Origin of the sequence: Alcaligenes sp. AB3, from assembly GCF_031844565.1 — a bacterium.
GTDB lineage: Bacteria > Pseudomonadota > Gammaproteobacteria > Burkholderiales > Burkholderiaceae_B > Alcaligenes > Alcaligenes faecalis.
In genome coordinates, this window is record NZ_JAUZVM010000001.1 from 757,138 (window position 1) to 782,971 (window position 25,834).

Below are 25,834 nucleotides of genomic sequence, written 5' to 3' on the forward strand. Positions count from 1 at the left end.
CCATGAGACGTATTGCATTGGGTGTCTGCTATGAAGGGACGCCCTGGCTGGGTTGGCAAAGTCAGGCCGGTGGCAACACCGTTCAAGATGTTCTGGAGCAGGCACTGGGCCGTTTTACGGCCCAGCCTGTTTCTACGATCTGCGCCGGTCGCACCGACACCGGCGTTCATGCCCTCAATCAAGTAGTTCATCTGGACACGGCTGCCGAGCGCAGCCTGGAGTCGTGGGTGCGCGGCTTGAACGCCTTGCTGCCGGACTCCGTTGCCGTGCAATGGGCGCGCGAAGTGCCGGATGATTTTCATGCCCGCTTCTCGGCCCAAGGTCGTCACTACGTGTATCTACTGCGTCAGCACCGGGTGCGGTCCCCCTTATTGCATGGCCGAGTGGCCTGGGTGTTTCGTCCTTTGGACCTGGCCCTGATGCAAGAGGCTGCCCGGCATTTGGTGGGCGAGCACGACTTCAGTGCATTTCGTTCTTCGCAATGTCAGGCGGCCAGTCCGGTGCGCACCATGTCGCAGATCCGGATTGAACAGCAGGGCGATTTTTTCCTGTTCCGTTTCAGCGCCAATGCCTTTTTGCATCACATGATTCGCAATCTGATGGGCATGCTGATTTATATCGGCCAAGGCCGTCAGCCGCCTGATTGGGTGCTGCATTTATTGGCACAGCGCGATCGCCGCTTGTCGGCCCCGACTTTCGATGCCAGTGGCCTGTATCTGGCTGGGGTGGATTACCCCGAGCAGTTTGATATTCCCGCCAGCAATCCCTACGATTTGCTCTATGAGCTAAGCGGATTGCGTTTTGGTGAAACGGCCTGAAAAAACATGATTTAGCTCGTTTCTAAAGGGTTTATCCCCGGTATCCGAACCGGCTTCACATGCTTCAATCGTATAAAATGTGAAGCCATTTTCTTCTCTTACATTCTTATCTGTATAAGGCCGACCACCTTCGGGCATTAGCCACAAGCGAATCCAGAAGGCGACCATATCCTGAGCAAGGCCATGAAATTCTTCTTACGATTGTCTAGTTTGATCGACCGTCTGAATACGGTCGTTGGTAAGTCCGTGACCTGGCTAACCCTGATCGTGGTGTTGGTCAGTGCTATTAACGCCGTAGTTCGCAAGGTATATGGCATCAGTTCCAATCAGTGGCTGGAATTGCAGTGGTATTTGTTCGGTGCAATTTTCTTGCTGGCGGCTGGTTATACCTTCTTTGTGAATGAGCATGTACGGGTGGATGCCCTGGCGGAACGTTTTCCGCCGCGCGTTCAGATCTGGATCGATATTATCGGCGTGATCTTTTTCCTCCTGCCCGCTACCTTGCTGATTTTCTGGCTCTCCATTCCGTTTTTCGAGCAGTCCTACGTGCTTAACGAGCAGTCCTCCAATACCGGAGGGTTGGTACGTTGGCCGGTCAAGCTACTGATCCCCGTCGGTTTTGCCCTATTGGCATTGGCAGGTGTGTCTCACCTGATCAAATGCATAGGCTTTTTGCTGGGTGCCTGTCCCAATCCCTTATTAAGAAATGGTGGGCTGAGTGCAGAAGAAGAACTTGCCCAGGAGATTCGTGAGATGGCCCAGGCAAATGAAGTGACAACCTCTGTTTCCAAGGGCCAGTAACAATGGAATTCCTGATTGATAATCTGGCTCCGATCATGTTCTTTAACCTGATCGTGTTTTTGCTATTGGGTTTTCCCGTTACCTTCACCTTGTCGGCAATCGGGATTTTGTACGGTCTGGTCGCTATTGAACTGGACATGATGCAGCCGGCCTTGTTTCAGGCCTTGCCACAACGGGTATTTGGGATTGTCGAGAACGATACCTTGCTGGCGGTTCCCTTCTTCACCTTGATGGGGCTGATATTAGAGCGATCCGGCATGGCCGAGGACCTGCTAGATACCATTGGCCAGCTATTTGGTCCTTTGCGTGGTGGACTGGCCATTGCCGTGGTGCTGGTCGGTGCCATGCTGGCTGCCACAACGGGTGTGGTGTCGGCCTCGGTCATCTCCATGGGCCTGATCTCCTTGCCTATCATGTTGCGCTACGGCTATGACCGCAAGCTGGCAACCGGGGTGATTGCCGCCTCAGGCACCTTGTCGCAAATCATCCCGCCCTCCATCGTGCTGATCATTCTGGCTGACCAGCTGGGTCGCTCCATTGGCGATATGTACCGTGGCGCCATGTTGCCCGGCCTGCTGCTGGTGGGAGTCTACATTCTGTACATCGTGGTGATGTCCTACATCAAGCCCAAGTCGGCTCCCGCCTTGCCGCCCGAGGCCCGGGTGTATGTAGAGCCCAATGGCAGCCGCGGTTTGACCTCGCTGATCGTCCTCACCATTGTGGCCTCGGCCGTGGCGTACTTTGGCTCGCAACATTACTTTGCCACGCATCCCAATATCCCCATGGACGAGCACATTGTGGTGCTGCTGCTGTTGTGGGGCGTAACGGCCTGGGTGATTGCGCTGATCAACAAGTTGCTCAAGTTGAACATGCTGTCCAAGATCGCCGAGCGCGTGATCTTTGTGATGGTGCCACCGCTGTTCCTGATCTTCCTGGTGTTGGGCACCATCTTTATTGGTGTCGCGACTCCAACCGAAGGTGGGGCGATGGGGGCTGTCGGTGCCATTATCATGGCGGTATCGCGTGGCCGCCTGTCCTGGAAGCTGCTGCGCCAGGCCATGGAATCCACCACTCGCCTGTCCTGCTTTGTGGTCTTCATTCTGGTGGGTTCGACCGTCTTTAGTCTGAGCTTCCGTGGCATCAATGGCGATCTGTGGGTGGAGCATCTTTTGATTGATATGCCTGGCGGTGAGTGGGGCTTCCTGATTATCGTCAGTATCCTGACCTTCCTGCTGGCGTTCTTCCTGGACTTCTTTGAACTGGCCTTTATTATTGTGCCGCTGCTCGGGCCGATTGCCGACAAGATGGGCATTGACCTGATCTGGTTCGGTGTCTTGCTGGCGGTCAATATGCAGACCTCCTTCATGCACCCGCCCTTTGGCTTTGCGTTGTTCTTCTTGCGTTCGGTGGCCCCCAAAGAGGACTACACTGACAAGGTGACGGGCGAGCGTATCAAGCGTGTGGCCACAACGGATATTTACTGGGGCTCGGTACCATTTATTATCATTCAGTTGTTGATGGTAGCGGCCGTGCTGGTCTTCCCCGGACTCGTCACGCACTATAAACACGGCGAGGTTCTGCTGGAGGATTCACAAATCCAGTTTGGCACGGAATCGACTTACGGTTCGGACAGCTATGGATTTGGAACGGATGACGCGGCCAGCAGTTTCCAATAAAGTCGTTTCATGATTGACCACGGGGGCATCTGGCCCCCGTTTTTTTATTCAAGGATGTGTGATGTTCAGCCGTACCCGAGTCAAGATTTGTGGCTTTACCCGAGCGCAGGATATTGATGCCGCCGTGCAGCTGGGCGCGGATGCGGTGGGGTTTGTCTTTTACCCGAAAAGCGCCCGCATGTTGAGTACAGAGCAGGCCGCCGCCCTGCGTGCCCGTGTACCGGCGTTTGTGCAGGCAGTCAGCCTGTTTGTGAATGCGTCCGAGAGCTTTGTACGGGAAATTCTGGAACAGGTGCAGCCGGATCTGCTGCAATTTCATGGTGAGGAAAGCCCGGAAGAATGCCGTCGCTATGCACATCCGTATATCAAGGCTTTTCGAGTCGGTGCGCCTGGTCTGGAGACGGTGGGTGGCCTGCTGGAACAATGCTTGAAGTATCAGGATGCTCGTGCCTGGTTGATGGATGGTTATCACGATGCGTATGGCGGTACCGGTACGGCTTTTGATCCGGAGCTGATTCAGGGTCTGCAAGCACGTTTGCAAGGCCAGGACGGCTTGCCACCGCTGGTGCTGGCTGGTGGCATGCGTATCGACAACGTGGCTGAACGAGTCGCCTTGCATCGTCCCTATGCCATTGACGTCAGCAGTGGAGTCGAGCTGGAACCCGGCATCAAATGCAAAACGAAAATGGGCCAATTCATGCAGATTTTGAGTAGCGCCTCCTGATTGAGGGAATCTTTTAGCAGCGACGCTGTCTGTACTTATTGCCCCGACCCGCTTATGGCGGGTCGATTTTTATTTGGTCTCGTCAGGATTTATGTTTATGCAAAGCATACAGCTCGGTCCCTTTACCTTTGCCACGTCTCTATTTGCTTTTATGGTCGCGGCATTGCTGGGGCTGTTTCTGGCCGCCTGGCTGGATAGACGCAAGCAGACCCGAGCTGAATCGGTGCTGTGGCGCGCGATTATTCTGGGTGTGCTGGTTGGTCGTTTGGGTTTTCTGATCCAGCAATGGCAGTTTTATCAAAGCGAACCCTTGAGCTGGCTGGATTTGCGCGACGGTGGTCTGATGATCCCGGCAGCCGTGACAGCAGGCTGGTTCTATGTGCTGTGGCGTGTGCTGCGTGACAAGGCCGTTCTGCCTGCTGTATCGGGAGGGTTGGCCGTTGGTGTGGCGGCATTCTCGCTAATCATGGTTGCGACAGGACGAGGGGGAGTGGAAACCGCCATGCCATTGCCCGAGATAGACTTGATCCCCATGCAGCTTGATGTCAGTGCTCCGGAAAATCTGGATTTGTATAAAGGCAAGGTCACGGTTGTCAACTTGTGGGCCAGCTGGTGTCCTCCGTGCCGCCGCGAGATGCCTGCCTTCAAACAAGTGCAATCCACCCGTTCCGATGTGAATATCGTGTTTGCGAACCAGGGCGAGGAACTGGCCGAGATCCAGAAGTACTTGTTGGACGAGAATCTGGAGCTGGATAATATGTGGCGCGACCCGCAAATGCAGCTGGGCCAGGCCGTGCGCAGCCGTGGCTTGCCTACAACCTTGTTTTTGGATGAGCAGGGACGTTTGGTGGATGTGCGGGCAGGAGAGCTGTCTGCTGCGACTTTGAACGACAAGATCAACAAGCTTCAGTAAAAGTCGGCATTCTTCCGCATGAAAAATAATGGCCCGAACTTCGTGTTGAAGTCGGGCCATTTGTTCAGCGATTCAGCAAAGCGTGATCAGGCACTTTGCAGTTGTGCTTTTTCTTCTGGTGTTTCAGGACGTTGGGCATATTTATTTGCAATGAATGCGCAAGCCATCAACTGAATCTGGTGGAAGATCATGATGGGCAGCAGGGCCGGGCCAATGGCAGCGCCGGTAAACAGCACTTGGGCCATGGGTACGCCGGTTGCCAGACTTTTCTTGGAGCCCCCGAAGACAATCGTAATTTCGTCTTCTTTATTGAAGCCCAGTTTGCGCGCCAGCCAGGTGGTCAGGAACAGGATGATGGCCAGCAACACCAGGCAAACCACAGCCAGAATAGCCAGGGACTTGGGTGGCACGGCTTGCCACAGGCCACCAATCACCGAAGCACTGAACGCGGTGTAGACCACCAGCAGGATGGAGGACTGGTCCACGCTGCGTAGCCATTTGCGGTTGCGGTCCATCCATTTGCCAATCAGGGGGCGCATCAGATGGCCGACTACAAAGGGCAGCAACAATTGCAGACTGATCTTCTTGATGGCATCCAGGGTCGAAGTAGCCGAGCCGCCGTCAGCGTCCAGCAAGAGCTTGAGCAGTACGGGCGTGAGCACAATACCAATCAGGCTGGAGGCTGAAGCGCTGCAAATGGCAGCAGGCACATTACCGCGAGCAATCGAGGTAAAGGCGATGGCCGACTGCACGGTTCCGGGCAGGACACACATGTACAGAATGCCTACAAACAAGGGCATGCCCAGCAAGGGCAGCAAGATGGGCTTGGACAACAGGCCCAGCAGGGGGAACATGACAAAGGTGCAGCCAAAGACCAGCAAGTGCAAACGCCAGTGGGTGGCTCCAGCAATGATGGCTTCGCGGGATAGCTTGGCCCCGTGCATGAAGAACAGCAGGGCAATGGCCAGGCCAGTGATCACGTCAAAGAACACCGCACCTTGGCCGTAGGCGGGAAAGAAACTTGCCAGTGCCACCACGCCGATCAGGATCAGGGTGAAGTTGTCAAAAAGCAGTCGCAGTTGAGAGAACATGGGTTTGTTAGAGGCTTGAAAGGCTTGCGTTATGAAAGGCCTCACTTTACCGTAGACCTTTTTGGGGGTTTATCGCTAAACGGATATGGATTATCGACAAACGGACATTCTGATGCCTGCAGAGCGAATTCCAGAGAGTTTGCAGCAACTGCGTTACCTGCCCCGGCCCTTGTATGGCCAGGAACGCACCTTGCCCAACCAGGCCATTGCTCGCCCACACCGGCATCCCTGGGTGCAGTTTTCCTATGCTTTGACGGGGGTGATCGAGGTGCGTACTGCCAGCGGGCGCTTCATGGCGCCGCCTCAACAGGCGGTATGGGTGCCTGCGGGCGTAGAGCATGGGGTGCGCAGTTCGCCCGATGCGCAGATTCGCAGTCTCTATATTGATGTCAGTGCTCTGCCCGAAGCACCTGCTGCCTGTCGCGTGGTCGTTGTAGACCGCTTATTGCGCGAGCTGATCCGCGAATTCAGCCTTTTGCCGGTGTTGTACGAGCGCGAGGGGGCGCAGGGCCGTCTGGTGCAGGTTTTGCTGGATCGTTTACTGGCTGCGCCTGAAAGCGGCCTGATTCTGCCATGGCCCTCGGACCCACGCCTTTTGCAGGTATGCGAGCAATTGCAGGCGCAGCCAGCAGGCGATTGGAGCTTGCAGGATTTGGCGGAGCAACAGAGCTTGTCAGAAAAAACCTTGAGCCGCTTGTTCCGTCAGCAAACCGGGCTGACATTTCGGGTCTGGCGTCAGCGCTTGCGCGTCATGAGTGCCTTGCCGCTGCTGGAGCGACACGAACGGGTGACTGATGTGGCCTTGGCGTGTGGCTATGAAAGCATGTCGGCCTTTGTAGCGGCCTTTCGGGACTTGATGGGTCAAACGCCTGGCGAGTTTTTCTGCCGCCCATTGGGACCGCTGGACGAGTAAGTCTGCACAAAATTGCACAGCAGGCGATGAGCGTCGGGCGTGTCCTGAATGGGGTCAGCCAGGCTTTGCGGATCAATGCCCTGGGCACGCCAGGATTCGGCCTTGCGCAGAACGCAGTATCGCAACAGGCCGGCAAAAAACTCAGGGTGAAACTGAATTGACCACTGAGCGGGGCCGTAACGCAGGATTTGATGCGGGTCGTGTGCAGAACTGCCCAGTATTTCTACATGTTCGGGCAAGCTCAGCACGCTTTGCTGGTGGCTGAGCAGGGCAGGGAACTGCATGGGTAGATTGGCCAGCAGTTCATGTCCGTGGGCCTGTTCGGACAAGTGAATGGGCAGATAACCGACTTCGGCCCCTTTGGGGTCGTAATCCACGCGCCCGCCCAAGGCATGCGCCATTAATTGATGGCCATAGCAAATACCCAGCAAGGGCATTTGTGTCTGATAGCGTTCCCGAATCCAGGCGGCCAGGTTTTCGCTCCAGTCCAGCCTGTCGGTGACCATGTTCCAGGAGCCGCTGATCACCACCGGGTCCGGGCAGTCCGGCGCAGGCAAGGCCTCGTCCTGGTGAACTCGCCAGGTGCGGACATTCACCTCCAGGGCTTGAAGGGCGCGTTTGAACCAGGCGTTCTGATTGCCAAAGCGCTGCTCAACATCAGGAGGAGGGGAGCCGGCTTGAAGAAAATGTACGTCCATCATGCTTGTCCCCGCAGCAAACCCCAGGTGGCCATGCCCAGACCCAGCATCAGCAAGGAGCCGACCACGTGGATGGCGATGCCGCCCAAGGCCCAGATATAACGCTGTTGCATCATCAAGGTCATGATCTCGGCAGAGAAGGTAGAGAAGGTGGTCAGGCCGCCCAGAAACCCTGTCATGACGAACATGCGCCAGCCTTCGTGGCCCAGTCCCAGTCCGCTGAAATAGGCCATCGCGATGCCCATCAGATAGCCGCCAATCAAGTTAGCCAGCAAAGTACCGGGGGGCAGCGTAGGGAACAGGACATTTAGTGCCTGACTCAGGAACCAACGCGCCAGTGCGCCCAGGGCGCCACCGGCGGCGATATACAGCATGGCTACGGGCATGAAGGGCCTTCAGGTAGGGGGCAAACTGTCAGCGAGCAGTCAGCCGGTCGCGATATATACCTTAGATAGCGTGTCATTATGCGCCTCTATAGCTGAAAAGGCGACCTTGCCCAAAGCTCTGTAGCCAGCTAATGTAAGAGCGCAATTATCAGACGGACCGCCGTGCATTTCGGTTAGCCCGCCCTTTTTTGGAGACTTTGTGGTGAGTATTTACGATCAGGATTTGCCCCAGACAGACGCCAATTATCGTGTTTTGTCGCCGCTGGATTTCATCGAGCGCAGTGCTTTTGTCTACCCTGACTACCCGGCTCTGGTTTACGGGCCCGCCCAAAACGGCATCAAGATGAGCTGGTCGCAGCTTTATGCGCGTACCCGCCAATTGGGCAGCGCGCTGTCCAAGGCCGGGGTTGGCAAAGGCGACACCGTGGCGGTGATGTTGCCCAATACTCCGCCCATGGTTCAGGCACACTTTGGCGTGCCCATGTGCGGCGCGGTACTGAATACCTTGAATACCCGTCTGGATGCCAGCACCATCGCTTATATGCTCGATCACGGCGAAGCGCGTGCGGTTCTGGTGGATAGCGAATTTGCCGCCGTCATGAAAGAAGCCCTGAGCCTGCGCGAAAGCAAAGAGCCCATTCTGGTTATTGACGTCGTGGACACTTATTTTGACACTGGCGCAGAGCGTATCGGCTCGCAAACCTACGAAGAGTTCGTGGACGGAGGCGATCCGGATTACGACTGGCAATTGCCCACCAACGAGTGGGACGCGATTGCCCTTAACTACACCAGCGGTACTACCGGCAAGCCCAAAGGCGTGGTCTATCACCACCGTGGCGCGTATCTGGGGGCCTTGTCCAACGTCTTGGAATGGGACATGCCCAAGCATGCGGTCTATCTGTGGACCCTGCCCATGTTCCATTGCAATGGTTGGACTTTCCCCTGGGTGATCGCGGCTCGTGCTGGCGTGAACGTCTGTTTGCGCAAGGTGGAAGCTCAGGCCATGGTCGACAATATGGTCGATTACGGCGTCACCCACTACTGTGGTGCGCCAATTGTGCACTCCCTGCTGGTCAACTCCGACGAAGCCTTGAAGTCCCGCCTGCCCAAGGGTGTGTCGGCCATGGTGGCCGGCGCCGCACCTCCGGCCACCATGATCGAAGGCATGGAGCGCATGGGCTTTGCATTGACCCACGTTTATGGCCTGACCGAAACCTATGGCCCGGCCTCGGTCTGTGCGCAGCATGCCCCCTGGAGCGAGCTGGATATCCAGGAACGTGCGCAGCGCAATGCCCGTCAGGGGGTGCGTTATCACCTGCAAGGGGGCGTACAGGTTCTGGACCCGCAAACCATGGAACCCGTCCCTGCCGATGGCCAGACCATGGGCGAGATCATGTTCCGCGGCAATATCACCATGAAGGGGTATTTGAAGAACGCGCAGGCTACCCAGGAGTCCCTGGGCGGCGGTTGGTTCCACACAGGCGACCTGGCCGTGTGCGAGCCGGACGGCTACGTACGCATCAAGGATCGCAGCAAGGACATCATCATTTCCGGGGGCGAGAACATTTCCTCCATCGAGATTGAAGACGTCATGTATCGCCATCCTGCCGTGCAAGCGGCGGCTGTTGTGGCCCAGCCTGACGAGCGTTGGGGCGAAGCACCGCACGTGTACGTGGAGCTGCGTCCCGGCGCGGAAGTCACCGTAGAAGAACTGCGCGCGCATTGCCGCCAGTACCTGGCTGGCTTTAAAATACCGCGTCATTTCAGTTTTATGGAGTTGCCGAAAACGGCAACAGGTAAAATACAGAAATTCGCGCTGCGTCAGCAGGCCAAGCAAGCCGCTTCGGACTAAGAGCAGCGTTTTCTAAAAAGCACACAGGTCGCTTTAGGCGGCCTGTCTGCACTTAAGGAACAGGACGGTTAGGAATGCCATCTTTTGACGTTGTATCCGAGGTTAACACCCACGAACTGCGTAATGCAGTCGAGCAAGCCAGCCGCGAGCTGGCCACCCGTTTTGACTTCAAAGGTACGGATGCCAAATTTGAACTCGAAGACGAGAACACCATTTTGCAATCGGCTCCCAGCGTGTTTCAGCTGGAGCAAATGATGCAGATTCTGCGTGGCCGTATTGCTGCCCGTGGGATTGATGTGCGCTGCCTGGATACTGAAAAAGTGCTGGAAAACGTGGCCGGTGCCCGTCAGAAAGTGAAGGTGCGCCAGGGTCTGGACCAGCCTACGTCCAAGAAGCTGATTGCCGCCATCAAGAACGCCAAGCTCAAGGTCGACACGCAAATTCAAGGTGAGAAATTGCGCGTGACTGGCAAGAAACGGGACGACTTGCAGGCTGCCATCGCTCTGCTGAAGCAGACCGACGTGGAATTGCCGCTGCAGTACGATAACTTCCGCGACTAATCCGAGTGAAACGGCGCGGTGGTGGCCTGCCGCTGCCGTGTAGCAGCTATGAATGTACGAATTGAGTTAATGCAGGTGCACGATCTGAGCCAGGTGCTGGAAGTCCAGGCGGATGTGTACGACGCGGATATTCTGGAAGACCGCAGCTTTTATCAGAACCGTCTGGATCTGGCGCCGGAGAGCTGCTGGGTGGCCCGCGATGCCGACGATCAATTGCAAGGGTATTTGGTGTCCTATCCCTGGGCGGGCCTGTTGCCGCCGTCCTTGGGCGATGCGCTGAACAGCCTGCCTTCGCCTGCAGACCAATGGTTTATTCACGACTGTGCCGTAATGCGCCGTGTGCAAGGCCGGGGTGTGGCGGGGGCCTTGTTGCACGCCGGTCGTCGCTATGCCTGGCAGCGTGGCTTGCGTCGTTGCAGTCTGGTGTCTTTGGGACCTGCCGTGGGCTATTGGCAGCGTCTGGGCTACAAGCCGATTGAAGGGGTGCCTGCACCCGTGCTGGAAGCAAAGCTGCGTCAGTATGGAGAGCAAGCCAGTTTTATGGATTGCGCTGTGCATCCCGATTGAACTGTTCTGAGGACACGTTCAGTATCTAGCGACTGCGTATCCTGTTCGAGTTGCCAAAAAAAGGCCGGGAAATATTCCCGGCCTTTTTTTTTATTTACGGGCGCAATCGATAGCCCGTTTTGAAAATCCAGCCCGCCACGGCAAGAAACACACTTAAAAACAGCAGTGTCATGCCCAGGCTCAGCCACACATTTACATCGGCCAGATCAAAAAAGCTCCAGCGAAAGCCACTGATCAGGTAGAGCACCGGGTTCAGCAAGGTCAGTTTTTGCCAGAACTCGGGCAGCATGTCGATGGAATAGAAGGTGCCGCCCAGAAAGGTGAGGGGGGTCAGAATCAGCATGGGCACGAATTGCAGCTTTTCAAAGTTGTCGGCCCAAATGCCGATAATGAAACCCAGCAGGCTGAAGGTCAGGGCGGTTAGCGCCAGAAAGCAAAGCATCCAGATAGGGTGAGCAATCTCATAAGGCACAAACAGCCGCGCCGTGATCAGGATAATGGCTGCCAGAAACAGCGACTTCGTGGCTGCTGCGCCCACAAAGGCCAGGGTCACCTCGAAGTGTGAAATGGGCGCTGACAGAATCTCGTAGATATTGCGGGTAAAGCGTGGAAAGTAAATCCCGAAAGCGGCGTTGGAGACGCTATGTGTCAGCACTGACAGCATGGTCAGACCCGGCACGATAAAGGCGCCGTAGGGCACACCGCCAATTTCATTGATGCGATGACCGATGGCAGCGCCAAACACCACAAAATACAAGGCGGTAGAAATCACGGGTGCCACAATGCTTTGCAGCAGGGTGCGTCGGGTGCGCGACATTTCGTAGCGGTAAATGGCCAGAATGGCGTACCAGTTCATGATTGTGCCCCTACAAACTCAACGTAAATATCTTCCAGACTGCGCTCGCGGGTATGGATGTCGGTAATCGTCAAGCCCGCCTGTCCAACCGCCGCCAGCAAGCTGCTCAAGTCATGATCCTGTTCGCGATTGGTCAAGGGGTAGAGCAGGCTCATTCCGTCCGCTGCGGTTTGCAGTCCCAGCGCATCCAGAGAGGCGGGCAGGGTGCTGATGGGCTCGGCCAGATTCAGGTTCAGGGTTTTACCGCCCAGACGTCGCATCAGATTGTCTTTGGTTTCCACCAGCTGCAAGGAGCCTTTATTGATGAAGCCAATGCGGTCGGCCATCTCCTGAGCTTCTTCAATGTAGTGGGTGGTCAGAATAATGGTGACGCCCTGGCTGCGCAGCCGTTTCACCAAGGCCCACATGCCTTGACGCAAGGCCACGTCCACACCGGCGGTCGGTTCATCCAGAAACAGGATTTCGGGTTCGTGGGACAGCGCCTTGGCAATCAGCACGCGGCGTTTCATGCCGCCCGAGAGGGTGATCAAGGGGCTGTCTTTTTTGTCCCACAAGGACAAGTCTTTCAGAATCTGCTCGATCAGCTCCGGATTGGGCGCTTTGCCAAACAGGCCACGGCTGAAACTGACGGTATTCCAGACGGACTCGAAAGAGTCGGCGCTTAGCTCTTGCGGCACCAGGCCAATTTTCTGGCGGGCACGCTTGTAGTCGTCGACATTGTCTGCGCCGTCCACCAATACGGTGCCGCTGCTGCGGTTGACCAGTCCGCAGATAATGCTGATCAAGGTGGTTTTGCCTGCGCCGTTGGAGCCGAGCAGGGCAAAAATCTCGCCCCGCCAGATATCCAGGTCCAAAGCGTGCAGGGCTTGGTGCCCGTTTGCGTATTGTTTGCTCAGGCCTCGAACACGCAAAATAGCGTGAGAATCAGGAGTGTTCTGCATAGACAGTAAAATGACCCTTTTGCTGTGCCGACAGGGTTTGAATAACGCAATGGATTTAACGATGCCAACTAGCTTACCACCGCAAACAGAGAGTGATGTTTTGAGTGATGCTCAGGCTATGGCTTTAGCCCTGGAACAGGCTCAACTGGCGGCCAGCATCGGCGAGGTGCCCGTAGGTGCCGTACTATTGGACGCGGACGGCAGGCTGCTGTCTGTGGGCTCCAATCGCACGGTTTGTGACCATGATCCCACCCAGCATGCCGAGATCGTGGCCTTGCGCGCTGCAACGCGTAAAGTCGGCAATTACCGCTTGCCCGGCGCCAGCCTGTTCGTGACGCTGGAGCCTTGTATGATGTGTCTGGGCGCTTTGCTGCATGCGCGTCTGTCGCGTGTGGTGTGGGCGGCAGCTGATCCCAAGACCGGGGTGTGTGGCAGTGTGGAGTCCTTGCATCTGCATCCCACTCTGAATCACCACACGCGTGTTTCGGGTGGTTTGATGTCCGAGGATGCGGCTCAGGCCTTGCGGGATTTTTTCCGTGAACGACGCGAACAAAAGAAGTTGCAAAAGCAGGCTCAAACAATCCAATCGCCGCTGGATGGCGCCCAGTAGTCTCGCTAAAATAGCAGCACTTTATTTTCAAGGTTAATCATGAGCAGCCCCGAGCACGACCATCATCACCATCACCACGAACATGGCGAGTGCCATTGTGGGCAGCAGGACTGTTCGGGCATTTATCTGTTTTCGCCCTCTGGCCAGATCCTTCAGCCCAAACGGCTGGAGCTGGCCAGCCAGCGTTTGAACCAGCTGGGCTTTGCCGTGGACATAGATCCGGACGCCTTGGCGGTACACGAACGCTTTGCCGGTACGGACGCCCAGCGTCTGGCCGCTGTACAGCGCGCCTTGCAGCAGCCCCAGCCTATTGTAATGGCGACACGCGGCGGCTATGGTTTGAGCCGCATTCTGGGCCAGATCGACTGGCGCGCAGTGGCCGATAGCGGCAAGCGTTTTGTGGGCATGTCGGATTTCACCGCCTTCAATCTGGCTTTGCTGGCGCAGACTGGGGCCATCAGCTATACCGGCCCCACCGCGATTGCCGACTTCGGTGGCGATGAGACTGACGAGCTGACAACCGAGCTGTTTGGTGAATTGATGCGTGGCGAGCTGGAACTGTTCAGCTTTGAGTCCGAGGATTCGGATGCCGTCGATGGTCACGGTGTTCTGTGGGGCGGTAATCTGGCCCTGGTCTGCTCCTTGCTGGGCACGCCGTACTTCCCCAATATTGACGGCGGCATCTTGTTCCTGGAAGACGTGGGCGAAGCCCCGTACCGGGTCGAGCGCATGTTGACGCAACTCTGGCATGCCGGCGTGCTGAATCGTCAAATGGCCGTCGTGCTGGGCCGCTTCACGGCTTACAAGACAGGGGCTTCGGATAACGGCTTTGATATGGACTCGGTGGTGCGCTGGCTGCGTGAAACCGTCAAGGTTCCGGTCGTGACGGGCCTGCCTTATGGCCATGTGGACGTCAAGGTCAGCCTGCCTGTAGGCAAGGAAGTGGGCCTGGCCACCGAGGACGGCATGGCTTATCTGGTCCTGGATGAGCACGAGCACTAACGGATTTCGCGCCTGCTTGATACACTACTGGGTTGAACTCAACCTTTTTCAAAGTACGTTTACGTGATCTCCACCGCTAATTTAACGATCCAGTTTGGTGCCAAGCCTTTATTTGAAAACGTCAGTGTCAAACTGGGCGGAGGCAACCGCTATGGCCTGATTGGTGCCAACGGGTCGGGCAAGTCTACCTTCATGAAAATCATTGGCGGCGACCTGGAGCCAAGCGGGGGTAATGTATCGCTGGACCCGGGCGTGCGTCTGGGCAAGCTGCGTCAGGACCAGTTTGCTTACGAAGACAAGCGCGTGCTGGATGTGGTGCTGATGGGCCACACCGAAATGTGGAGCACCATGCAAGAGCGTGATGCCATCTACGACAATCCAGAAGCCACCGAAGAAGACTATATGAAGGCCGCCGAGCTGGAGGCCCGTTTTGCCGAGTACGACGGCTATACCGCCGAGAGTCGTGCCGGTGAATTGCTGATGGGCCTGGAAATTCCCGTCGAACAGCACCAGTTGCCCATGAGCGAAATTGCTCCCGGCTGGAAACTGCGTGTGCTGCTGGCACAGGCCCTGTTCTCCAACCCCGATGTTCTGCTGCTGGACGAACCGACCAACAACCTGGATATCAACACGATCCGCTGGCTGGAAGATGTGCTCAACAGCTACCAGAGCACCATGATCATCATCAGTCACGATCGTCACTTCCTGAACCAGGTTTGCACTCACATGGCCGACCTGGATTACGGCGAGCTGCGTGTCTACCCCGGCAACTACGACGATTACATGCTGGCGTCCGTGCAGTCGCGCGAACGTGTGCTGGCGGCCAACTCCAAGGCCAAAGAGCGTATTGGCGAACTGCAGGACTTTGTGCGCCGTTTTGCCGCCAACAAGTCCAAGTCCCGTCAGGCTACCTCGCGTCTGAAACAGATTGGTCGTCTGAAGGCAGACACCATCGAGGTGAAGCCTTCTTCGCGTCAGAACCCATTTATCCGTTTTGAACAGAAAAAAGTGCTGCACCGCCTGGCGGTCACCATCGAGGGGCTGAGCAAGTCCTACGATCACCCCATTATCAAGAATTTCTCGGCCATGATTGAAGCTGGCGAGAAAATCGCGATTGTGGGTGCGAACGGTGTGGGTAAGACGACCTTGCTGCGTTTGCTGGCCGGTGATCTGGCTCCTGACAGTGGTTCGGTCGTCTGGTCCGAAAACGCCGATATCGGCTACATGGCTCAGGACGTATCGGACGAATTCGACACCGAAGACAATGTGTTTGACTGGATCAGCCAGTTCCGTCAGGCCGGCGACGATGACCAGTCCCTGCGCTCCGTGCTGGGTCGCATGCTGTTCTCGGCGGATGACATCATCAAACCCGTGAAAGTGTTGTCCGGTGGCGAGAAAAACCGCATGACCTTCTCTCGCCTGATGCTGGGTCGTCACAACGTCATGCTGCTGGACGAACCGACCAACCACCTGGATATGGAATCGATCGAGTCCTTGCAGATGGCCATGGAAAAATTTGAAGGCACTCTGATTTTCGTGTCCCATGACCGCGAGTTCGTCTCCGGTGTGGCAACTCGCATTATCGAAGTGATGCCTGAAGGCCGTCTGGTCGATTACCGCGGTGGCTACGAAGACTACCTGGCCAGCCGCGAGCAGGACTGAGGCCAGGGGTGGCCGTCTTTACCCTGTGTGAGCCCACCAGCTTCGAGCAGGACATCAAAAAAAGCCGTTTTCTGGCACTGGCTGCTCCTGTAGACAGTGCCAGCCAGGCTTTGGCCTTCTTTCAGGCCAAGGGTGTGCCCGATGCCACGCATAATTGCTGGGCCTACAAGATCGGGTCTGAATACCGTTTTAACGATGATGGTGAACCCGGCGGCACAGCCGGGCGCCCCATTTTGCAAGCCATAGAAGGGCAGGATTGCGACCGCGTCGCGGTGCTGGTTATTCGCTGGTTTGGGGGCGTCAAGCTGGGCACGGGCGGTCTGGTGCGTGCTTATGGCGGCGTGGCCGCTCAATGTTTGCGGCTTGCTGACAAGCAGGAACTGATTCCCATGGCCGCCTTGCGCTGCCGCTGCTCCTTCGCCGATCTGGCCTTGGTTCAATCCCGTTTCGACAGCTTTGGCGTTCAGGTTCAGGACGAACAGTTCGACGCTGAGGGCGTGCAGTGGGTATTGAATCTGCCGGTCGAGCATAAGGCGGAGTTTCAGCAGTCCTTTATCAATATGACACGCGGCCAGGGCGAATGTGAGCCCCTGGAGCAAGCGTAAGTCATTTTCTGTTCAGCCCAAAGTCCGCAATGGACCTCTTGCCGCCATCTGCCTTGATGGGGTTTTCTGGACGCAAAGGTATCTTTTCCAGACGATTGTCCCTCTGCACCGTCCAGGCTGTGGCCATACTAAACACTTCTGATTTCTTCTAAGTCTGCATTCCGCCTGCGGGTATGATCGGGTTTAGTCAGCATTGGGGGTGTATGTCATGTCCTACGAGATCCATGCCAGCCAGTGGCTCAATACGACCGCGCCATTAAGCCTGTCATCCTTGCGTGGCCGCGTTGTGGTGGTCACTGCCTTCCAGATGCTTTGTCCGGGCTGTGTCATCAACAGCCTGCCGCAAGCCAAAAAGCTCGATACGCTGTTCTCGCGTGACGATCTGCGCATTATTGGTCTGCATAGCGTGTTCGAACATCACGACGTGATGGGGCCGGCCGCATTGCAAGCCTTCGCCCATGAGTACCGTCTGAATTTTCCCATCGCCATTGACCAGCCCTCAGACAGCGGCCCCTTGCCGCGCACCATGAAGGAGTGGGGCCTGGGCGGGACACCATCCACCATTATTTTTGACCGTGATGGCAATCTGGCCTTGAAGGAATTGGGGCATCTGGACGATCTGCGTCTGGGCGCTTTTGTCGGTCAGCTGATTGCTCGCTGTCCGGCCGAAGAAACCAGGAAAGCGGGGGATCAGGAAAAGGAAGGCTCTTCCTCTTGCGGGCCTACGTGTACTTATTAGGTTTTTTGCTGAATAGGGTTTGTCATGAAGATTGCAGTGTTTGATACCTACGTCGTGCGTCCTGACGGGCGTCGTATGCACTTTGATATTTTGGTCAGCGATGATGCCAAGGATATGGACAAGGTCTTGAGCTATGGCCAGCGTTATCTGGCGGCCAAAGGGGTGAAGGTTGAGAATTTTACCTCGCGCGAGTGCCGCTTTTGCCATACGGAAATGGCGTCTGCGCCGGTAGAGAGTGAAATCAAGCGCAGTGGCTTCGCGATTATTGAGCTGGAAAACTGCGAGTAAGTCAGGTCCAGGTATAAAAAAACGCCAGACAAGCAGTCTGGCGTTTTTTGTAGAGCAGGCTGAATCAGGCCTGGTCAGCTTGCTGATCTTGCTGGGCAGCGATCTCAGCGTGGACTTTTTCCATATCCACAGACTTGACTTGCTCGATCAGGTCGTCCAGCTGGGCAGCAGACAGGGCGCCGGCTTGCGAGAACAGCAGAACGCGTTCACGGAATACCATCAGCGTAGGAATGGAGCGGATACGCAGGCCAGCGGCCAGTTCCTGCTCTTCTTCGGTGTTGACCTTGGCAAAGGTCACGTCCGTGTGCTTGCTTGCCGCTGCGTCAAAGACGGGAGCAAACTGGCGGCATGGACCGCACCAGGGAGCCCAGAAGTCGATGATCAGGGGTTTGCCGTCTTCTACTGCAGCCTGGAATGTTTCTTCGTTCAGTTCGACGATGCTCATGGGGGAGCCTCCGCAATAAAAAAGCGGCTGATGGTGTTCAGCCGCTTCGTTAAACATGCAATCAGTGTACTCGTTTTCCAGACAGCCCTAAAGCGCCAAACGAGTTTGCTGTAAGGTTTTTCATTCCGTAGCGATTGCGTACTTGATCACAAACAAGATGGCGACAATCAGCGTGGCCAGGTGGATACTGCGCCAGCGGCCGGTTGTCAGCTTCAGGATGACGTAGCTGATAAAGCCAAAGGCCAGGCCGTTGGCAATCGAGTAGGTGAAGGGCATGGTGAAGGCAGCCAGGGCGGCAGGCACGGCCTCGGTCATGTCGTCCCATTTCACCTCAGTAATTTCGCGCATCATCAAGCACGCCACGTACAGCAAGGCAGGGGCGGTGGCGTAACCGGGAACGGTCGCGGCCAGAGGCGAGAAAAACAGGGCCAGCAGGAACAGCACGCCAATGGTCAGGGCGGTCAGACCGGTACGCCCACCGGCTTGCACACCCGAGGCGCTTTCCACGTAGGCGGTGGTGCTGCTGGTGCCCAGCATGGAACCGGCCACAATGGCGGTACTGTCAGCCAGCAGGGCGCGGCCCAGACGGTTGGGTTTGCCTTCTTCAATCAGGCGGGCACGCTTGGCAACCCCGATCATGGTGCCGGTGGCATCAAACACTTCAACCAGCACCAGCACCAGAATTACGTGAACAAAGCCGGTGTGCAGGGCACCCATGATGTCCAGTTGCATGAAGGTAGGCATCAGCGAGGGGGGAGTGGAGACCACACCACCAAATTCGCTGTGACCGGTCAGCATGGACAGAATGGTCACGGCCAGAATACCGATCAGGATCGCGCCGCGAACCTTCAGCGCATCCAGGGCGGCAATGATAAAAAAGCCCAGAATTGCGTACAGGGCCGCAGGTTGGGTCAGATCACCCAGACCAATCTTGGTGGCAGGGTGGGCCACCACGATGCCCGAGTTCATCAGGGCGATCAGACCCAGGAACATGCCGATACCGGCGGCAATCGCACTTTGCAGGGATTTCGGGATGCCCCGAATCAGCCAGGACCGGATGCCGGTCACCGTCAGGATCAGGAAGATCACGCCGGAAATAAAGACCGCGCCCAGCGCCTGTTGCCAGGTGTAGCCCAGGGTGGCGACCACGGTGAAGGCAAAAAAGGCGTTCAGACCCATGCCCGGCGCCATGCCGATAGGCCAGTTCGCCACAAAGGCCATGATGAAGGTGCCCAGAGCAGCGGCCAGGCAGGTGGCTACAAAAATGGCATTGCGATCCATCCCTGTGGACGACAGGATGTCTGGATTCACAAAAATAATGTAGGACATGGTCAGGAAGGTAGTGATACCGGCCAGGACCTCGGTACGGACGTTGGTGCCATGCTCAGAGAGTTTGAAAAGACGTTCAAACATGGGCAGCCTCCTTGTGATTATTAGGCGATCGGAGCTTGAAATTATCGATGCGGGATTTTAACCACGAGTGTGCCACTGCGTCGCCCCCCTTTGTCGCGATGTATCGGCACAACCTTGACACTATCCGCCGTTTGTCTTGAGGGGATAAATTCCTATTTTCCCCAATACAGCAGGCTAAAATAAGCCCCATGAATATTCTTGGATTTGAAAGTTCCTGCGATGAAACCGGCGTGGCGCTGGTCAGCACGGAACAGGGCTTGTTGGCCCATGCCTTGCACAGCCAGATTGCCATGCACCGTGAATACGGTGGGGTGGTGCCCGAACTGGCCTCTCGCGATCATATCCGTCGTGTCTTGCCGTTGACTCGTCAGGTGTTGGCTTCGTGCAATATGCAGCTTGATCAGGTCGATGCCATTGCCTATACCGCCGGTCCTGGCCTGGCCGGGGCCTTGCTGGTGGGAGCCAGTGTGGCGCAGTCGATTGCCTGGTCGCTGAAGAAACCGACCATTGCCATCCATCACCTGGAAGGCCATTTGCTCTCGCCCTTGTTGGCCGAGCCGCGTCCCGAGTTTCCTTTTGTGGCCTTGCTGGTCTCGGGCGGTCATACGCAATTGATGCGCGTGGATGGTGTGGGTCAGTACGAGTTGCTGGGTGAAACGCTGGACGATGCGGCGGGCGAAGCCTTTGATAAAAGCGCCAAGCTGATGGGCCTGGGCTATCCCGGCGGCCCGGCCTTGTCGCGTCTGGCCGAACAGGGTGACCCCAGCGTGTACGAATTGCCGCGTCCCATGATGCACAGCAAGGATCTGGATTTCAGCTTCAGCGGTCTGAAAACCGCCGTGCTGACGCGTTTGCGCAAGCTGGAAGCGCAAGAGGGCGGCATTACGGAACAGCAACGCGCTGATCTGGCCGCCGCGACCGAGGCTGCCATTGTGGATGTGCTGGCTGCCAAAGCCGTCAAAGCCTTGAAGCAAACCGGCTTGAAACGTCTGGTAGTGGCCGGCGGTGTGGGGGCCAACCGTCACTTGCGGGCTTATTTACAAAAAGCCGTCGCGCGTTTGAAGGGCGAGGTGTTTTTTCCGCCGCTGGAATTCTGTACCGATAACGGCGCCATGATTGCGTTTGCGGCGGCCATGCGCGTCAAGCACGGTCTGGTGACTTTGGATGACAGCCAGCACGGCTTTGCCATTCGGCCCCGCTGGGATCTGGCCTGTGTGAATCAGCCTGTCTCCCAGCAAGAGCGCTAGCACTCATTTTTTCTTGGAACCGATCTTGCTTTCTTTGCCCGTCATCAGACGACGAATGTTTTCCTGGTGACGCCACAGCAAGAAGGCACTGATCAGGACCAGGGCGGTGGCAATAGAGGCATTCATGGGCCAGACCACCTTGGCACCGAGCAGGTAAAACAAGGGGGCGAATACGGCACTGATGATGGCCGCCAGCGAGGAGTAGCGGCTGACATAGGCGATAATCAGCCAGGTGGCTGCGGTGGCCAGAGCCAGCCAGGGCAGCAGGGCCAGGATGACGCCGAGTGCGGTTGCCACGCCCTTGCCACCTTTAAAGCCCAGAAAGACCGGGTACAAGTGGCCTAAAAAGGCAAAAAAGGCGCTGACACCCAGTAAAGTGGGTGCCCAGCCCCAGTTGCTGATGGCCTGTTGGGTCAGAAAGACAGCCAGCCAGCCTTTGAAGGCATCGCCCAACAAGGTCAGAATGGCTGCTTTTTTATTGCCGCTACGTAGTACATTAGTGGCTCCCGGATTTTTCGAACCAAAGGTTCGAGGGTCCTGCAAGCCCATGATCTTGCTGACGATTACGGCAAACGGCAAGGATCCCAGCAAGTAGGACAAGAGGGCGACAAGCGGTGCAGCCACAGCAAAAGAAACGGCGTTCATGAGGATTGAGCTCCACAATTATTGTTGCGCGGATTCTACCGGCCTTGCAGCAAAATACCAAAGGCAGCGGGTACAATTTGCTGCCCCTGTTAGATTTTTAACGGAAAAGTAAGCATGCGTATTCTGGTCTCCAACGATGATGGCTATACAGCAGCCGGTATCGAGGCTTTGTATGAAGCCTTGCAAGGACTGGGCGAGCTGACTGTCATTGCACCTGAGACCAATTGCAGCGGTGCCAGCAATTCCCTGACCTTGAATCGTCCCTTGTCGCTGCGCCAGGCCAGCAATGGTTTTTATTTTGTGAATGGTACACCGTCCGATTGTGTGCACGTGGCGCTGACTGGCTTGCTGGATTTTCGCCCTGATCTGATTGTGTCCGGCATCAATAATGGCGCCAATATGGGCGATGACACCCTGTATTCGGGTACGGTTGCTGCCGCGATGGAAGGCCATTTGTTCGGGATTCCCGCGATTGCGTTTTCCCTGATCGAACGGGGCTGGAAAAACCTGGATAGTGCGGCGCGCGTAGCACGCGATCTGGTGCAGCGTTGTCAGAAACAGCCGCTGGCGGCCAACACCCTGCTGAACGTGAACATTCCATGCCTGCCGTATGAAGCCCTGACAGGTATGCAGGTGACGCGTCTGGGCAAGCGCCACCCCTCGGAGCCGGTCGTGAAAAGTCAGACGCCTTATGGCGAGCCTGTGTACTGGATTGGCCGAGTAGGCGGGGTATCCGATAGCGAGCAGGGAACGGATTTTGGTGCGGTGGACAGTGGTGCCGTGTCGATCACGCCCTTGCGGGCTGATTTGACGAATCACGAGCAACTGGCTGGTTTGCGGGACTGGGTGCAATGACAAGTAAACCAGGCAAGCGCTACCCCTTTGCGGACGGCACACGAAACCGGTTTGGCAAGTCCAGCCTGGGCAGTGGTCTGTCTGCCAGCAACAGCAATACGCGCATTGTGCAACGGGGCCAGTTACAACCGACACCGTCGGTCGGTTTGTCACCGCAAGTGTCAACAAGTGTCAACCTGGGTTTGAACTCGGAACGCTCGCGTGGCATGATGATCGAGCGCTTGCGCCGACAGGGAATTACCGACGAAAGAGTGCTGGCGGCCATGCAGGCAGTGCCGCGCCATCAGTTTGTTGATCAGGGTTTGGCCAGCCGAGCCTATGAAGATGATGCCTTGCCCATTGGCTTTGCGCAGACCATCTCCCAGCCTTGGGTTGTGGCCCACATGATCAGCCTGGTGTGTGACCAGAAAATACCGAATAAAGTGTTGGAAGTCGGTGCCGGATGTGGTTATCAGGCCGCTGTTTTGGCACAATTAGTCAAAGAAGTGTATGCGGTAGAACGTATCAAAGGTTTGTGCGACATGGCCCGCGATCACATGCGTCAACTAGGCCTGTCGCAACGTGCTCGAATAATGTTTGGTGACGGAATGCAAGGTTACCCTGCGGCAGCCCCGTATGATGCTATTGTTGTGGCGGCAGCCGGTCCGGTCATCCCTAGAAGCCTGTTGGAACAATTAACATTGGGGGGGCGACTGATTGCCCCCGAAGGTACGACACAACAGCGCCTGGTTTTGGTGGAACGCACCGGACAGGCCACGTGGCGTCGTGAAGAACTTGATGCGGTTCGCTTCGTGCCGATGCGAGCCGGAACCCAGATTTAGTCAGATATTCTCAGGAGATTTATATGCAGCATGCAGTCAGGTTACCGTTAACCGCTGCTTCCACCGGTACACAGTGGTTCTTGACGCCCCGTCAGTGCCTGGTGGCGGCTGTGGTCACCAGTACCCTGCTGGCTGGTTGTGCAAGCCGTAACGAGCGTGCCCCAGTCACTGACCTGAGTTCTTCTTCGGCGGCGGGCAGCGTCAGCACTGCGACGGGTACCTATGTGGTCCGTCCTGGCGATACGCTGTACAAAATCGCCCAGGCGCACGGCATGGACGTGAACTCGCTGATCCAGTTGAACCAGATTACCGATCCTTCCATGCTGCGCGTGGGTCAAACCTTGCGTCTGGATGGCAATACCTCGATGGCGGCAGTCAACACTCGCCCAGCCGGTAGCGGTGGCACACAGACCTCGCCCGTCAGCCCGGCCACTCCGGTCAAGACTGAAACGCCCGTGTCCGCGCCTCGCGCCAGTGACGCTGCCCTGATCGCCTGGGGCTGGCCTGCCAGTGGCAAGATCATCCAGGGTTTCAATGCCTCAACCAAGGGTATTGATATTGAAGGCAAGGTTGGCGATCCCGTGGTTGCCGCTGCGGATGGCAAGATCATGTATGCCGGTAACGGTGTGCGCGGTTTAGGTTCCATGGTTCTGGTCGGCCACAGCAATGGTTTTATCACTGCCTACGCTCATAACAGTGTCTTGCACGTTAAAACGGGCCAGCAGGTGAAGAAGGGACAGCGTATTGCCGATCTGGGGCAGTCCGACACCACCTCGCCACGGCTGCATTTTGAGATTCGTCGTTCCGGTACGCCGGTCAATCCGATCTCCTACCTGCCTACGCGATAAGCTCGGTATCTGGACTAAAAAAAGCGGCTTCTGGCCGCTTTTTTTGTGTGTTGTGTTTGAGGCTGCCCAGCGCAATGACTGTGTTAATGCAGATTGCGCTGCCAGCTTGGAAGCCATGCCTGTCGGACGGTCCCGGCATACTGAGTTTAGTCGCGCTGCGGAACTGCTATTGCCGCGTTCTGTTTGTTTTTACCCGTTGTGCCGAATGCTCATTGTAAAATCAGCGATTCGCCATCGTTTGAAGCAATGCAACTGCGCCATTCTGCTTGGCAGGACGCTTATTTAGGTTTTTATCGAATGTCTGACGTATTGTTAATTGAATCGCTGGATCTGGAAGGACGCGGCGTCGCCCATAAAGAGGGCAAAGTGGTGTTTGTGGAAGGTGCCTTGCCCGGCGAAGAAGTGCTGGCCGAGACGGTGCGCTCCAAGGATTCCTACGATAAAGCTCGCATGACGGCTTTGTTGAAAGCCTCGTCGCAGCGTGCCGAGCCTCCCTGTCCCAACTTCGGTGTCTGTGGCGGCTGTGCCATGCAGCACCTGGAGCCTTCGGCCCAGGTTGCCGTCAAGCAACGTGTGCTGGAAGATTCTCTGGGCCATATCGGCAAGGTTCAGCCAGGCCGCGTGCTGGCGCCCTTGCACGGCCCTTACTGGGGCTACCGTTATCGCGCCCGTTTCTCCATGCGCTACGTGCCTAAAAAGGGTGGGGTGCTGGTCGGTTTCCGTGAAAAGAATGGCCGCTATGTGGTGGACATGACGGAATGTCGAGTGCTGCCCGCCAAGGTTTCTGCCTTGCTGGAACCCTTGCGTTCCTGTCTGGCTGGCTTGTCCCGCCCCGATCGCCTGCCGCAGATCGAACTAGCCATGGGCGACAAGATCACAACCTTGACCTTGCGTCATATGGAGCCGCTGACCAGCGAGGATATCCAGCGTTTGCAGGATTTCGGGCAGGAGCACGACATCAGCTGGTGGTTGCAGCCCAAGGGCCCGGAAACGGCGCACCCCTTGCTGCGCGAAGATGCGGACAAGCTGGCCTACGCACTGCCAGAGTTTGATTTGCGCATGCCGTATCGTCCTACGGACTTTACGCAGGTGAACCACGACATTAACCGCAGCTTGATTTCGCGAGCCCTGACCTTGCTGGACCTCAAACCCGAGCATCGGGTGGCTGACCTGTTCTGTGGTCTGGGTAACTTCAGCCTGCCGCTGGCACGCCGCGCCGCCGAAGTGGTCGGGATTGAAGGCAGCAGCACCTTGACCGAACGTGCCGGTGAAGCGGCCTTGGCCCACAACCTGCAGGACAAGGCGAAATTTACTACCCTGAACCTGTTTGAAGTGGACGTGCAATGGCTGCGTGACCTGGGGCATTTCGACCGCATGTTGATCGACCCGCCGCGCGATGGTGCCTTCGCTGTGGCCACCGCTTTGGCGCAACTGGAAAAGCACGAACGTCCCGAGCGTCTGGTTTATGTGTCCTGTAGCCCAGGCACGCTGGCTCGTGACGCCGGTGTATTGGTTCACCAGGGTGGTTACACGCTGGAATCGGCCGGTGTGGTGAATATGTTCCCGCACACAGCGCACGTGGAGTCGATTGCCGTCTTTACGCGCTAAGTACAGCTAGGCAGGCTTGATATAAAACGCCCCGCAAATTGGACAGGGTTCCAGTTTGCGGGGCGTTTTGTTTTTCCTGGGGGCTTTGTCAGCTCGTTCGCCCAAGGTGCTGTTGCCTTCAATCCCGACCATTTCGGTGGTATCACGTTTTAAAGGCTGGCTGAAGGATCAGTCGCGTTCAGGTGCTTTTCTTGAGATGTGGGCATGAGCCAGTCCGTGCCCTTGCCAAGCCCGCAGGCAGCTATATGCT

Annotated in this window: 28 protein-coding genes; 20 read left to right on the forward strand and 8 right to left on the reverse strand. The window is 56.6% G+C overall.

The annotated features are described in order from the left end of the window. The first annotated feature begins 2 nt into the window (after window positions 1-2). The 5 genes from truA to Q9R35_RS03565 all read left to right on the forward strand — a co-directional run bounded on the left by truA (window position 3) and on the right by Q9R35_RS03565 (window position 4,932). Window positions 3-818, forward strand: coding sequence for a tRNA pseudouridine(38-40) synthase TruA (truA, locus tag Q9R35_RS03545; protein WP_042481025.1), 816 nt, complete (start codon window positions 3-5; stop codon window positions 816-818). Window positions 819-1,001: 183 nt separating this feature from the next. Next, window positions 1,002-1,619: a TRAP transporter small permease subunit gene (locus Q9R35_RS03550; protein ID WP_042481021.1), complete on the forward strand. Its 618-nt coding sequence runs from the start codon at window positions 1,002-1,004 to the stop codon at window positions 1,617-1,619. Window positions 1,620-1,621: 2 nt separating this feature from the next. Next, window positions 1,622-3,295: a TRAP transporter large permease subunit gene (locus Q9R35_RS03555; protein WP_199264701.1), complete on the forward strand. Its 1,674-nt coding sequence runs from the start codon at window positions 1,622-1,624 to the stop codon at window positions 3,293-3,295. A 61-nt stretch (window positions 3,296-3,356) separates the two neighbouring features. Then, window positions 3,357-4,019, forward strand: a complete 663-nt coding sequence (locus Q9R35_RS03560) for a phosphoribosylanthranilate isomerase (RefSeq protein WP_063690469.1) — start codon at window positions 3,357-3,359, stop codon at window positions 4,017-4,019. A gap of 97 nt (window positions 4,020-4,116) precedes the next feature. After that, a complete protein-coding gene (locus tag Q9R35_RS03565; protein ID WP_311219341.1) occupies window positions 4,117-4,932 on the forward strand; it encodes a TlpA disulfide reductase family protein in 816 nt (271 codons plus the stop codon). A gap of 86 nt (window positions 4,933-5,018) precedes the next feature. Here the strand turns inward: Q9R35_RS03565 and Q9R35_RS03570 are convergent, their stop codons facing one another. Then, window positions 5,019-6,023: a bile acid:sodium symporter family protein gene (locus tag Q9R35_RS03570; protein ID WP_311219342.1), complete on the reverse strand. Its 1,005-nt coding sequence runs from the start codon at window positions 6,021-6,023 to the stop codon at window positions 5,019-5,021. 85 nt (window positions 6,024-6,108) lie between these two features. Here Q9R35_RS03570 and Q9R35_RS03575 point away from each other — a divergent pair, with 85 nt between their 5' ends. Next, on the forward strand, window positions 6,109-6,936 hold the full coding sequence (locus tag Q9R35_RS03575; RefSeq protein ID WP_311219343.1) for a helix-turn-helix transcriptional regulator: 828 nt from the start codon (window positions 6,109-6,111) through the stop codon (window positions 6,934-6,936). Here Q9R35_RS03575 and Q9R35_RS03580 read toward each other — a convergent pair. After that, a complete protein-coding gene (locus Q9R35_RS03580; RefSeq protein WP_311219344.1) occupies window positions 6,885-7,637 on the reverse strand; it encodes a glutamine amidotransferase in 753 nt (250 codons plus the stop codon). The two genes, Q9R35_RS03575 and Q9R35_RS03580, sit on opposite strands and share 52 nt — an antisense overlap. Continuing rightward, a complete protein-coding gene (gene crcB / locus Q9R35_RS03585; RefSeq protein ID WP_045929973.1) occupies window positions 7,634-8,020 on the reverse strand; it encodes a fluoride efflux transporter CrcB in 387 nt (128 codons plus the stop codon). The genes Q9R35_RS03580 and crcB overlap by 4 nt, the downstream gene beginning before the upstream one ends. A gap of 199 nt (window positions 8,021-8,219) precedes the next feature. On the opposite strand from crcB, the gene Q9R35_RS03590 reads away from it, so the two are divergent. The 3 genes from Q9R35_RS03590 (at window position 8,220) to Q9R35_RS03600 (ending at window position 10,999) form a co-directional block, all read left to right on the forward strand. Then, window positions 8,220-9,872, forward strand: a complete 1,653-nt coding sequence (locus tag Q9R35_RS03590) for an acyl-CoA synthetase (RefSeq protein WP_063690457.1) — start codon at window positions 8,220-8,222, stop codon at window positions 9,870-9,872. A 74-nt stretch (window positions 9,873-9,946) separates the two neighbouring features. Beyond that, window positions 9,947-10,432 (forward strand): YajQ family cyclic di-GMP-binding protein, encoded by a 486-nt coding sequence (locus Q9R35_RS03595; protein WP_311219345.1) that lies wholly within the window; start codon window positions 9,947-9,949, stop codon window positions 10,430-10,432. A 48-nt stretch (window positions 10,433-10,480) separates the two neighbouring features. Then, window positions 10,481-10,999 (forward strand): GNAT family N-acetyltransferase, encoded by a 519-nt coding sequence (locus tag Q9R35_RS03600; protein WP_404977936.1) that lies wholly within the window; start codon window positions 10,481-10,483, stop codon window positions 10,997-10,999. Between the two features lie 94 nt (window positions 11,000-11,093). Here the strand turns inward: Q9R35_RS03600 and Q9R35_RS03605 are convergent, their stop codons facing one another. Both Q9R35_RS03605 and Q9R35_RS03610 read right to left on the reverse strand, forming a co-directional pair. After that, on the reverse strand, window positions 11,094-11,855 hold the full coding sequence (locus tag Q9R35_RS03605; protein WP_009462119.1) for an ABC transporter permease: 762 nt from the start codon (window positions 11,853-11,855) through the stop codon (window positions 11,094-11,096). Then, window positions 11,852-12,796 carry an ABC transporter ATP-binding protein gene (locus Q9R35_RS03610; RefSeq protein ID WP_063690453.1) on the reverse strand — a complete coding sequence of 315 codons (945 nt, stop codon included), beginning with the start codon at window positions 12,794-12,796 and terminating at the stop codon, window positions 11,852-11,854. Before Q9R35_RS03610 ends, Q9R35_RS03605 begins: the two co-directional genes overlap by 4 nt. Window positions 12,797-12,857: 61 nt before the next feature. On the opposite strand from Q9R35_RS03610, the gene tadA reads away from it, so the two are divergent. The 6 genes from tadA (at window position 12,858) to Q9R35_RS03640 (ending at window position 17,702) form a co-directional block, all read left to right on the forward strand. Continuing rightward, window positions 12,858-13,406 carry a tRNA adenosine(34) deaminase TadA gene (gene tadA, locus Q9R35_RS03615; RefSeq protein WP_311219346.1) on the forward strand — a complete coding sequence of 183 codons (549 nt, stop codon included), beginning with the start codon at window positions 12,858-12,860 and terminating at the stop codon, window positions 13,404-13,406. Between the two features lie 39 nt (window positions 13,407-13,445). After that, window positions 13,446-14,408 (forward strand): LD-carboxypeptidase, encoded by a 963-nt coding sequence (locus Q9R35_RS03620; protein WP_311219347.1) that lies wholly within the window; start codon window positions 13,446-13,448, stop codon window positions 14,406-14,408. A 63-nt stretch (window positions 14,409-14,471) separates the two neighbouring features. Continuing rightward, the gene (locus Q9R35_RS03625) at window positions 14,472-16,070 is read left to right on the forward strand and encodes an ABC-F family ATPase (protein ID WP_042480980.1); all 1,599 of its coding nucleotides are present in this window, start codon (window positions 14,472-14,474) and stop codon (window positions 16,068-16,070) included. An 8-nt stretch (window positions 16,071-16,078) separates the two neighbouring features. Continuing rightward, window positions 16,079-16,675, forward strand: coding sequence for a YigZ family protein (locus tag Q9R35_RS03630; RefSeq protein WP_042480977.1), 597 nt, complete (start codon window positions 16,079-16,081; stop codon window positions 16,673-16,675). A gap of 208 nt (window positions 16,676-16,883) precedes the next feature. Next, window positions 16,884-17,414, forward strand: coding sequence for a redoxin family protein (locus Q9R35_RS03635; RefSeq protein ID WP_311219348.1), 531 nt, complete (start codon window positions 16,884-16,886; stop codon window positions 17,412-17,414). A 24-nt stretch (window positions 17,415-17,438) separates the two neighbouring features. Further along, window positions 17,439-17,702, forward strand: a complete 264-nt coding sequence (locus Q9R35_RS03640; protein WP_042480975.1) for a DUF2024 family protein — start codon at window positions 17,439-17,441, stop codon at window positions 17,700-17,702. A gap of 64 nt (window positions 17,703-17,766) precedes the next feature. Here the strand turns inward: Q9R35_RS03640 and trxA are convergent, their stop codons facing one another. Continuing rightward, window positions 17,767-18,147 carry a thioredoxin gene (gene trxA, locus Q9R35_RS03645; protein ID WP_311219349.1) on the reverse strand — a complete coding sequence of 127 codons (381 nt, stop codon included), beginning with the start codon at window positions 18,145-18,147 and terminating at the stop codon, window positions 17,767-17,769. Window positions 18,148-18,267: 120 nt separating this feature from the next. Next, window positions 18,268-19,560: an NCS2 family permease gene (locus tag Q9R35_RS03650; protein WP_026483346.1), complete on the reverse strand. Its 1,293-nt coding sequence runs from the start codon at window positions 19,558-19,560 to the stop codon at window positions 18,268-18,270. A 188-nt stretch (window positions 19,561-19,748) separates the two neighbouring features. On the opposite strand from Q9R35_RS03650, the gene tsaD reads away from it, so the two are divergent. Then, window positions 19,749-20,807 carry a tRNA (adenosine(37)-N6)-threonylcarbamoyltransferase complex transferase subunit TsaD gene (gene tsaD, locus Q9R35_RS03655; RefSeq protein ID WP_162090428.1) on the forward strand — a complete coding sequence of 353 codons (1,059 nt, stop codon included), beginning with the start codon at window positions 19,749-19,751 and terminating at the stop codon, window positions 20,805-20,807. A gap of 3 nt (window positions 20,808-20,810) precedes the next feature. Here the strand turns inward: tsaD and plsY are convergent, their stop codons facing one another. Continuing rightward, entirely contained in the window at window positions 20,811-21,452 is a 642-nt protein-coding gene (gene plsY / locus Q9R35_RS03660) for a glycerol-3-phosphate 1-O-acyltransferase PlsY (RefSeq protein ID WP_045929950.1), read from the reverse strand. A gap of 114 nt (window positions 21,453-21,566) precedes the next feature. Between plsY and surE the strand changes: the two genes are divergently transcribed. The 4 genes from surE (at window position 21,567) to rlmD (ending at window position 25,584) form a co-directional block, all read left to right on the forward strand. Then, window positions 21,567-22,307, forward strand: coding sequence for a 5'/3'-nucleotidase SurE (gene surE, locus Q9R35_RS03665; protein ID WP_042480966.1), 741 nt, complete (start codon window positions 21,567-21,569; stop codon window positions 22,305-22,307). Beyond that, entirely contained in the window at window positions 22,304-23,128 is an 825-nt protein-coding gene (locus Q9R35_RS03670; RefSeq protein WP_042480963.1) for a protein-L-isoaspartate(D-aspartate) O-methyltransferase, read from the forward strand. Before surE ends, Q9R35_RS03670 begins: the two co-directional genes overlap by 4 nt. Window positions 23,129-23,151: 23 nt before the next feature. Continuing rightward, entirely contained in the window at window positions 23,152-23,976 is an 825-nt protein-coding gene (locus tag Q9R35_RS03675; RefSeq protein WP_042480959.1) for a peptidoglycan DD-metalloendopeptidase family protein, read from the forward strand. Window positions 23,977-24,273: 297 nt separating this feature from the next. Then, window positions 24,274-25,584, forward strand: coding sequence for a 23S rRNA (uracil(1939)-C(5))-methyltransferase RlmD (gene rlmD, locus Q9R35_RS03680; RefSeq protein ID WP_311219350.1), 1,311 nt, complete (start codon window positions 24,274-24,276; stop codon window positions 25,582-25,584). The last annotated feature ends 250 nt before the right edge of the window (window positions 25,585-25,834 follow it).

What these genes read in the sequence shown, in the direction of transcription:
- Q9R35_RS03565 (WP_311219341.1), top strand. Translation starts at nt 4,117, where the DNA reads ATGCAAAGCATACAGCTCGGTCCCTTTACCTTTGCCACGTCTCTATTT.
- Q9R35_RS03560 (WP_063690469.1), top strand. Translation starts at nt 3,357, where the DNA reads ATGTTCAGCCGTACCCGAGTCAAGATTTGTGGCTTTACCCGAGCGCAG.
- Q9R35_RS03635 (WP_311219348.1), top strand. Translation starts at nt 16,884, where the DNA reads ATGTCCTACGAGATCCATGCCAGCCAGTGGCTCAATACGACCGCGCCA.
- Q9R35_RS03600 (WP_404977936.1), top strand. Translation starts at nt 10,481, where the DNA reads ATGAATGTACGAATTGAGTTAATGCAGGTGCACGATCTGAGCCAGGTG.
- rlmD (WP_311219350.1), top strand. Translation starts at nt 24,274, where the DNA reads ATGTCTGACGTATTGTTAATTGAATCGCTGGATCTGGAAGGACGCGGC.
- Q9R35_RS03610 (WP_063690453.1), bottom strand. Translation starts at nt 12,796, where the DNA reads ATGCAGAACACTCCTGATTCTCACGCTATTTTGCGTGTTCGAGGCCTG.
- Q9R35_RS03650 (WP_026483346.1), bottom strand. Translation starts at nt 19,560, where the DNA reads ATGTTTGAACGTCTTTTCAAACTCTCTGAGCATGGCACCAACGTCCGT.
- truA (WP_042481025.1), top strand. Translation starts at nt 3, where the DNA reads ATGAGACGTATTGCATTGGGTGTCTGCTATGAAGGGACGCCCTGGCTG.
- surE (WP_042480966.1), top strand. Translation starts at nt 21,567, where the DNA reads ATGCGTATTCTGGTCTCCAACGATGATGGCTATACAGCAGCCGGTATC.
- Q9R35_RS03640 (WP_042480975.1), top strand. Translation starts at nt 17,439, where the DNA reads ATGAAGATTGCAGTGTTTGATACCTACGTCGTGCGTCCTGACGGGCGT.
- Q9R35_RS03675 (WP_042480959.1), top strand. Translation starts at nt 23,152, where the DNA reads ATGCAGCATGCAGTCAGGTTACCGTTAACCGCTGCTTCCACCGGTACA.
- Q9R35_RS03670 (WP_042480963.1), top strand. Translation starts at nt 22,304, where the DNA reads ATGACAAGTAAACCAGGCAAGCGCTACCCCTTTGCGGACGGCACACGA.
- crcB (WP_045929973.1), bottom strand. Translation starts at nt 8,020, where the DNA reads ATGCCCGTAGCCATGCTGTATATCGCCGCCGGTGGCGCCCTGGGCGCA.
- tsaD (WP_162090428.1), top strand. Translation starts at nt 19,749, where the DNA reads ATGAATATTCTTGGATTTGAAAGTTCCTGCGATGAAACCGGCGTGGCG.
- plsY (WP_045929950.1), bottom strand. Translation starts at nt 21,452, where the DNA reads ATGAACGCCGTTTCTTTTGCTGTGGCTGCACCGCTTGTCGCCCTCTTG.
- Q9R35_RS03580 (WP_311219344.1), bottom strand. Translation starts at nt 7,637, where the DNA reads ATGATGGACGTACATTTTCTTCAAGCCGGCTCCCCTCCTCCTGATGTT.
- Q9R35_RS03555 (WP_199264701.1), top strand. Translation starts at nt 1,622, where the DNA reads ATGGAATTCCTGATTGATAATCTGGCTCCGATCATGTTCTTTAACCTG.
- Q9R35_RS03575 (WP_311219343.1), top strand. Translation starts at nt 6,109, where the DNA reads ATGGATTATCGACAAACGGACATTCTGATGCCTGCAGAGCGAATTCCA.
- Q9R35_RS03595 (WP_311219345.1), top strand. Translation starts at nt 9,947, where the DNA reads ATGCCATCTTTTGACGTTGTATCCGAGGTTAACACCCACGAACTGCGT.
- trxA (WP_311219349.1), bottom strand. Translation starts at nt 18,147, where the DNA reads ATGAGCATCGTCGAACTGAACGAAGAAACATTCCAGGCTGCAGTAGAA.
- Q9R35_RS03605 (WP_009462119.1), bottom strand. Translation starts at nt 11,855, where the DNA reads ATGAACTGGTACGCCATTCTGGCCATTTACCGCTACGAAATGTCGCGC.
- tadA (WP_311219346.1), top strand. Translation starts at nt 12,858, where the DNA reads ATGCCAACTAGCTTACCACCGCAAACAGAGAGTGATGTTTTGAGTGAT.
- Q9R35_RS03570 (WP_311219342.1), bottom strand. Translation starts at nt 6,023, where the DNA reads ATGTTCTCTCAACTGCGACTGCTTTTTGACAACTTCACCCTGATCCTG.
- Q9R35_RS03550 (WP_042481021.1), top strand. Translation starts at nt 1,002, where the DNA reads ATGAAATTCTTCTTACGATTGTCTAGTTTGATCGACCGTCTGAATACG.
- Q9R35_RS03620 (WP_311219347.1), top strand. Translation starts at nt 13,446, where the DNA reads ATGAGCAGCCCCGAGCACGACCATCATCACCATCACCACGAACATGGC.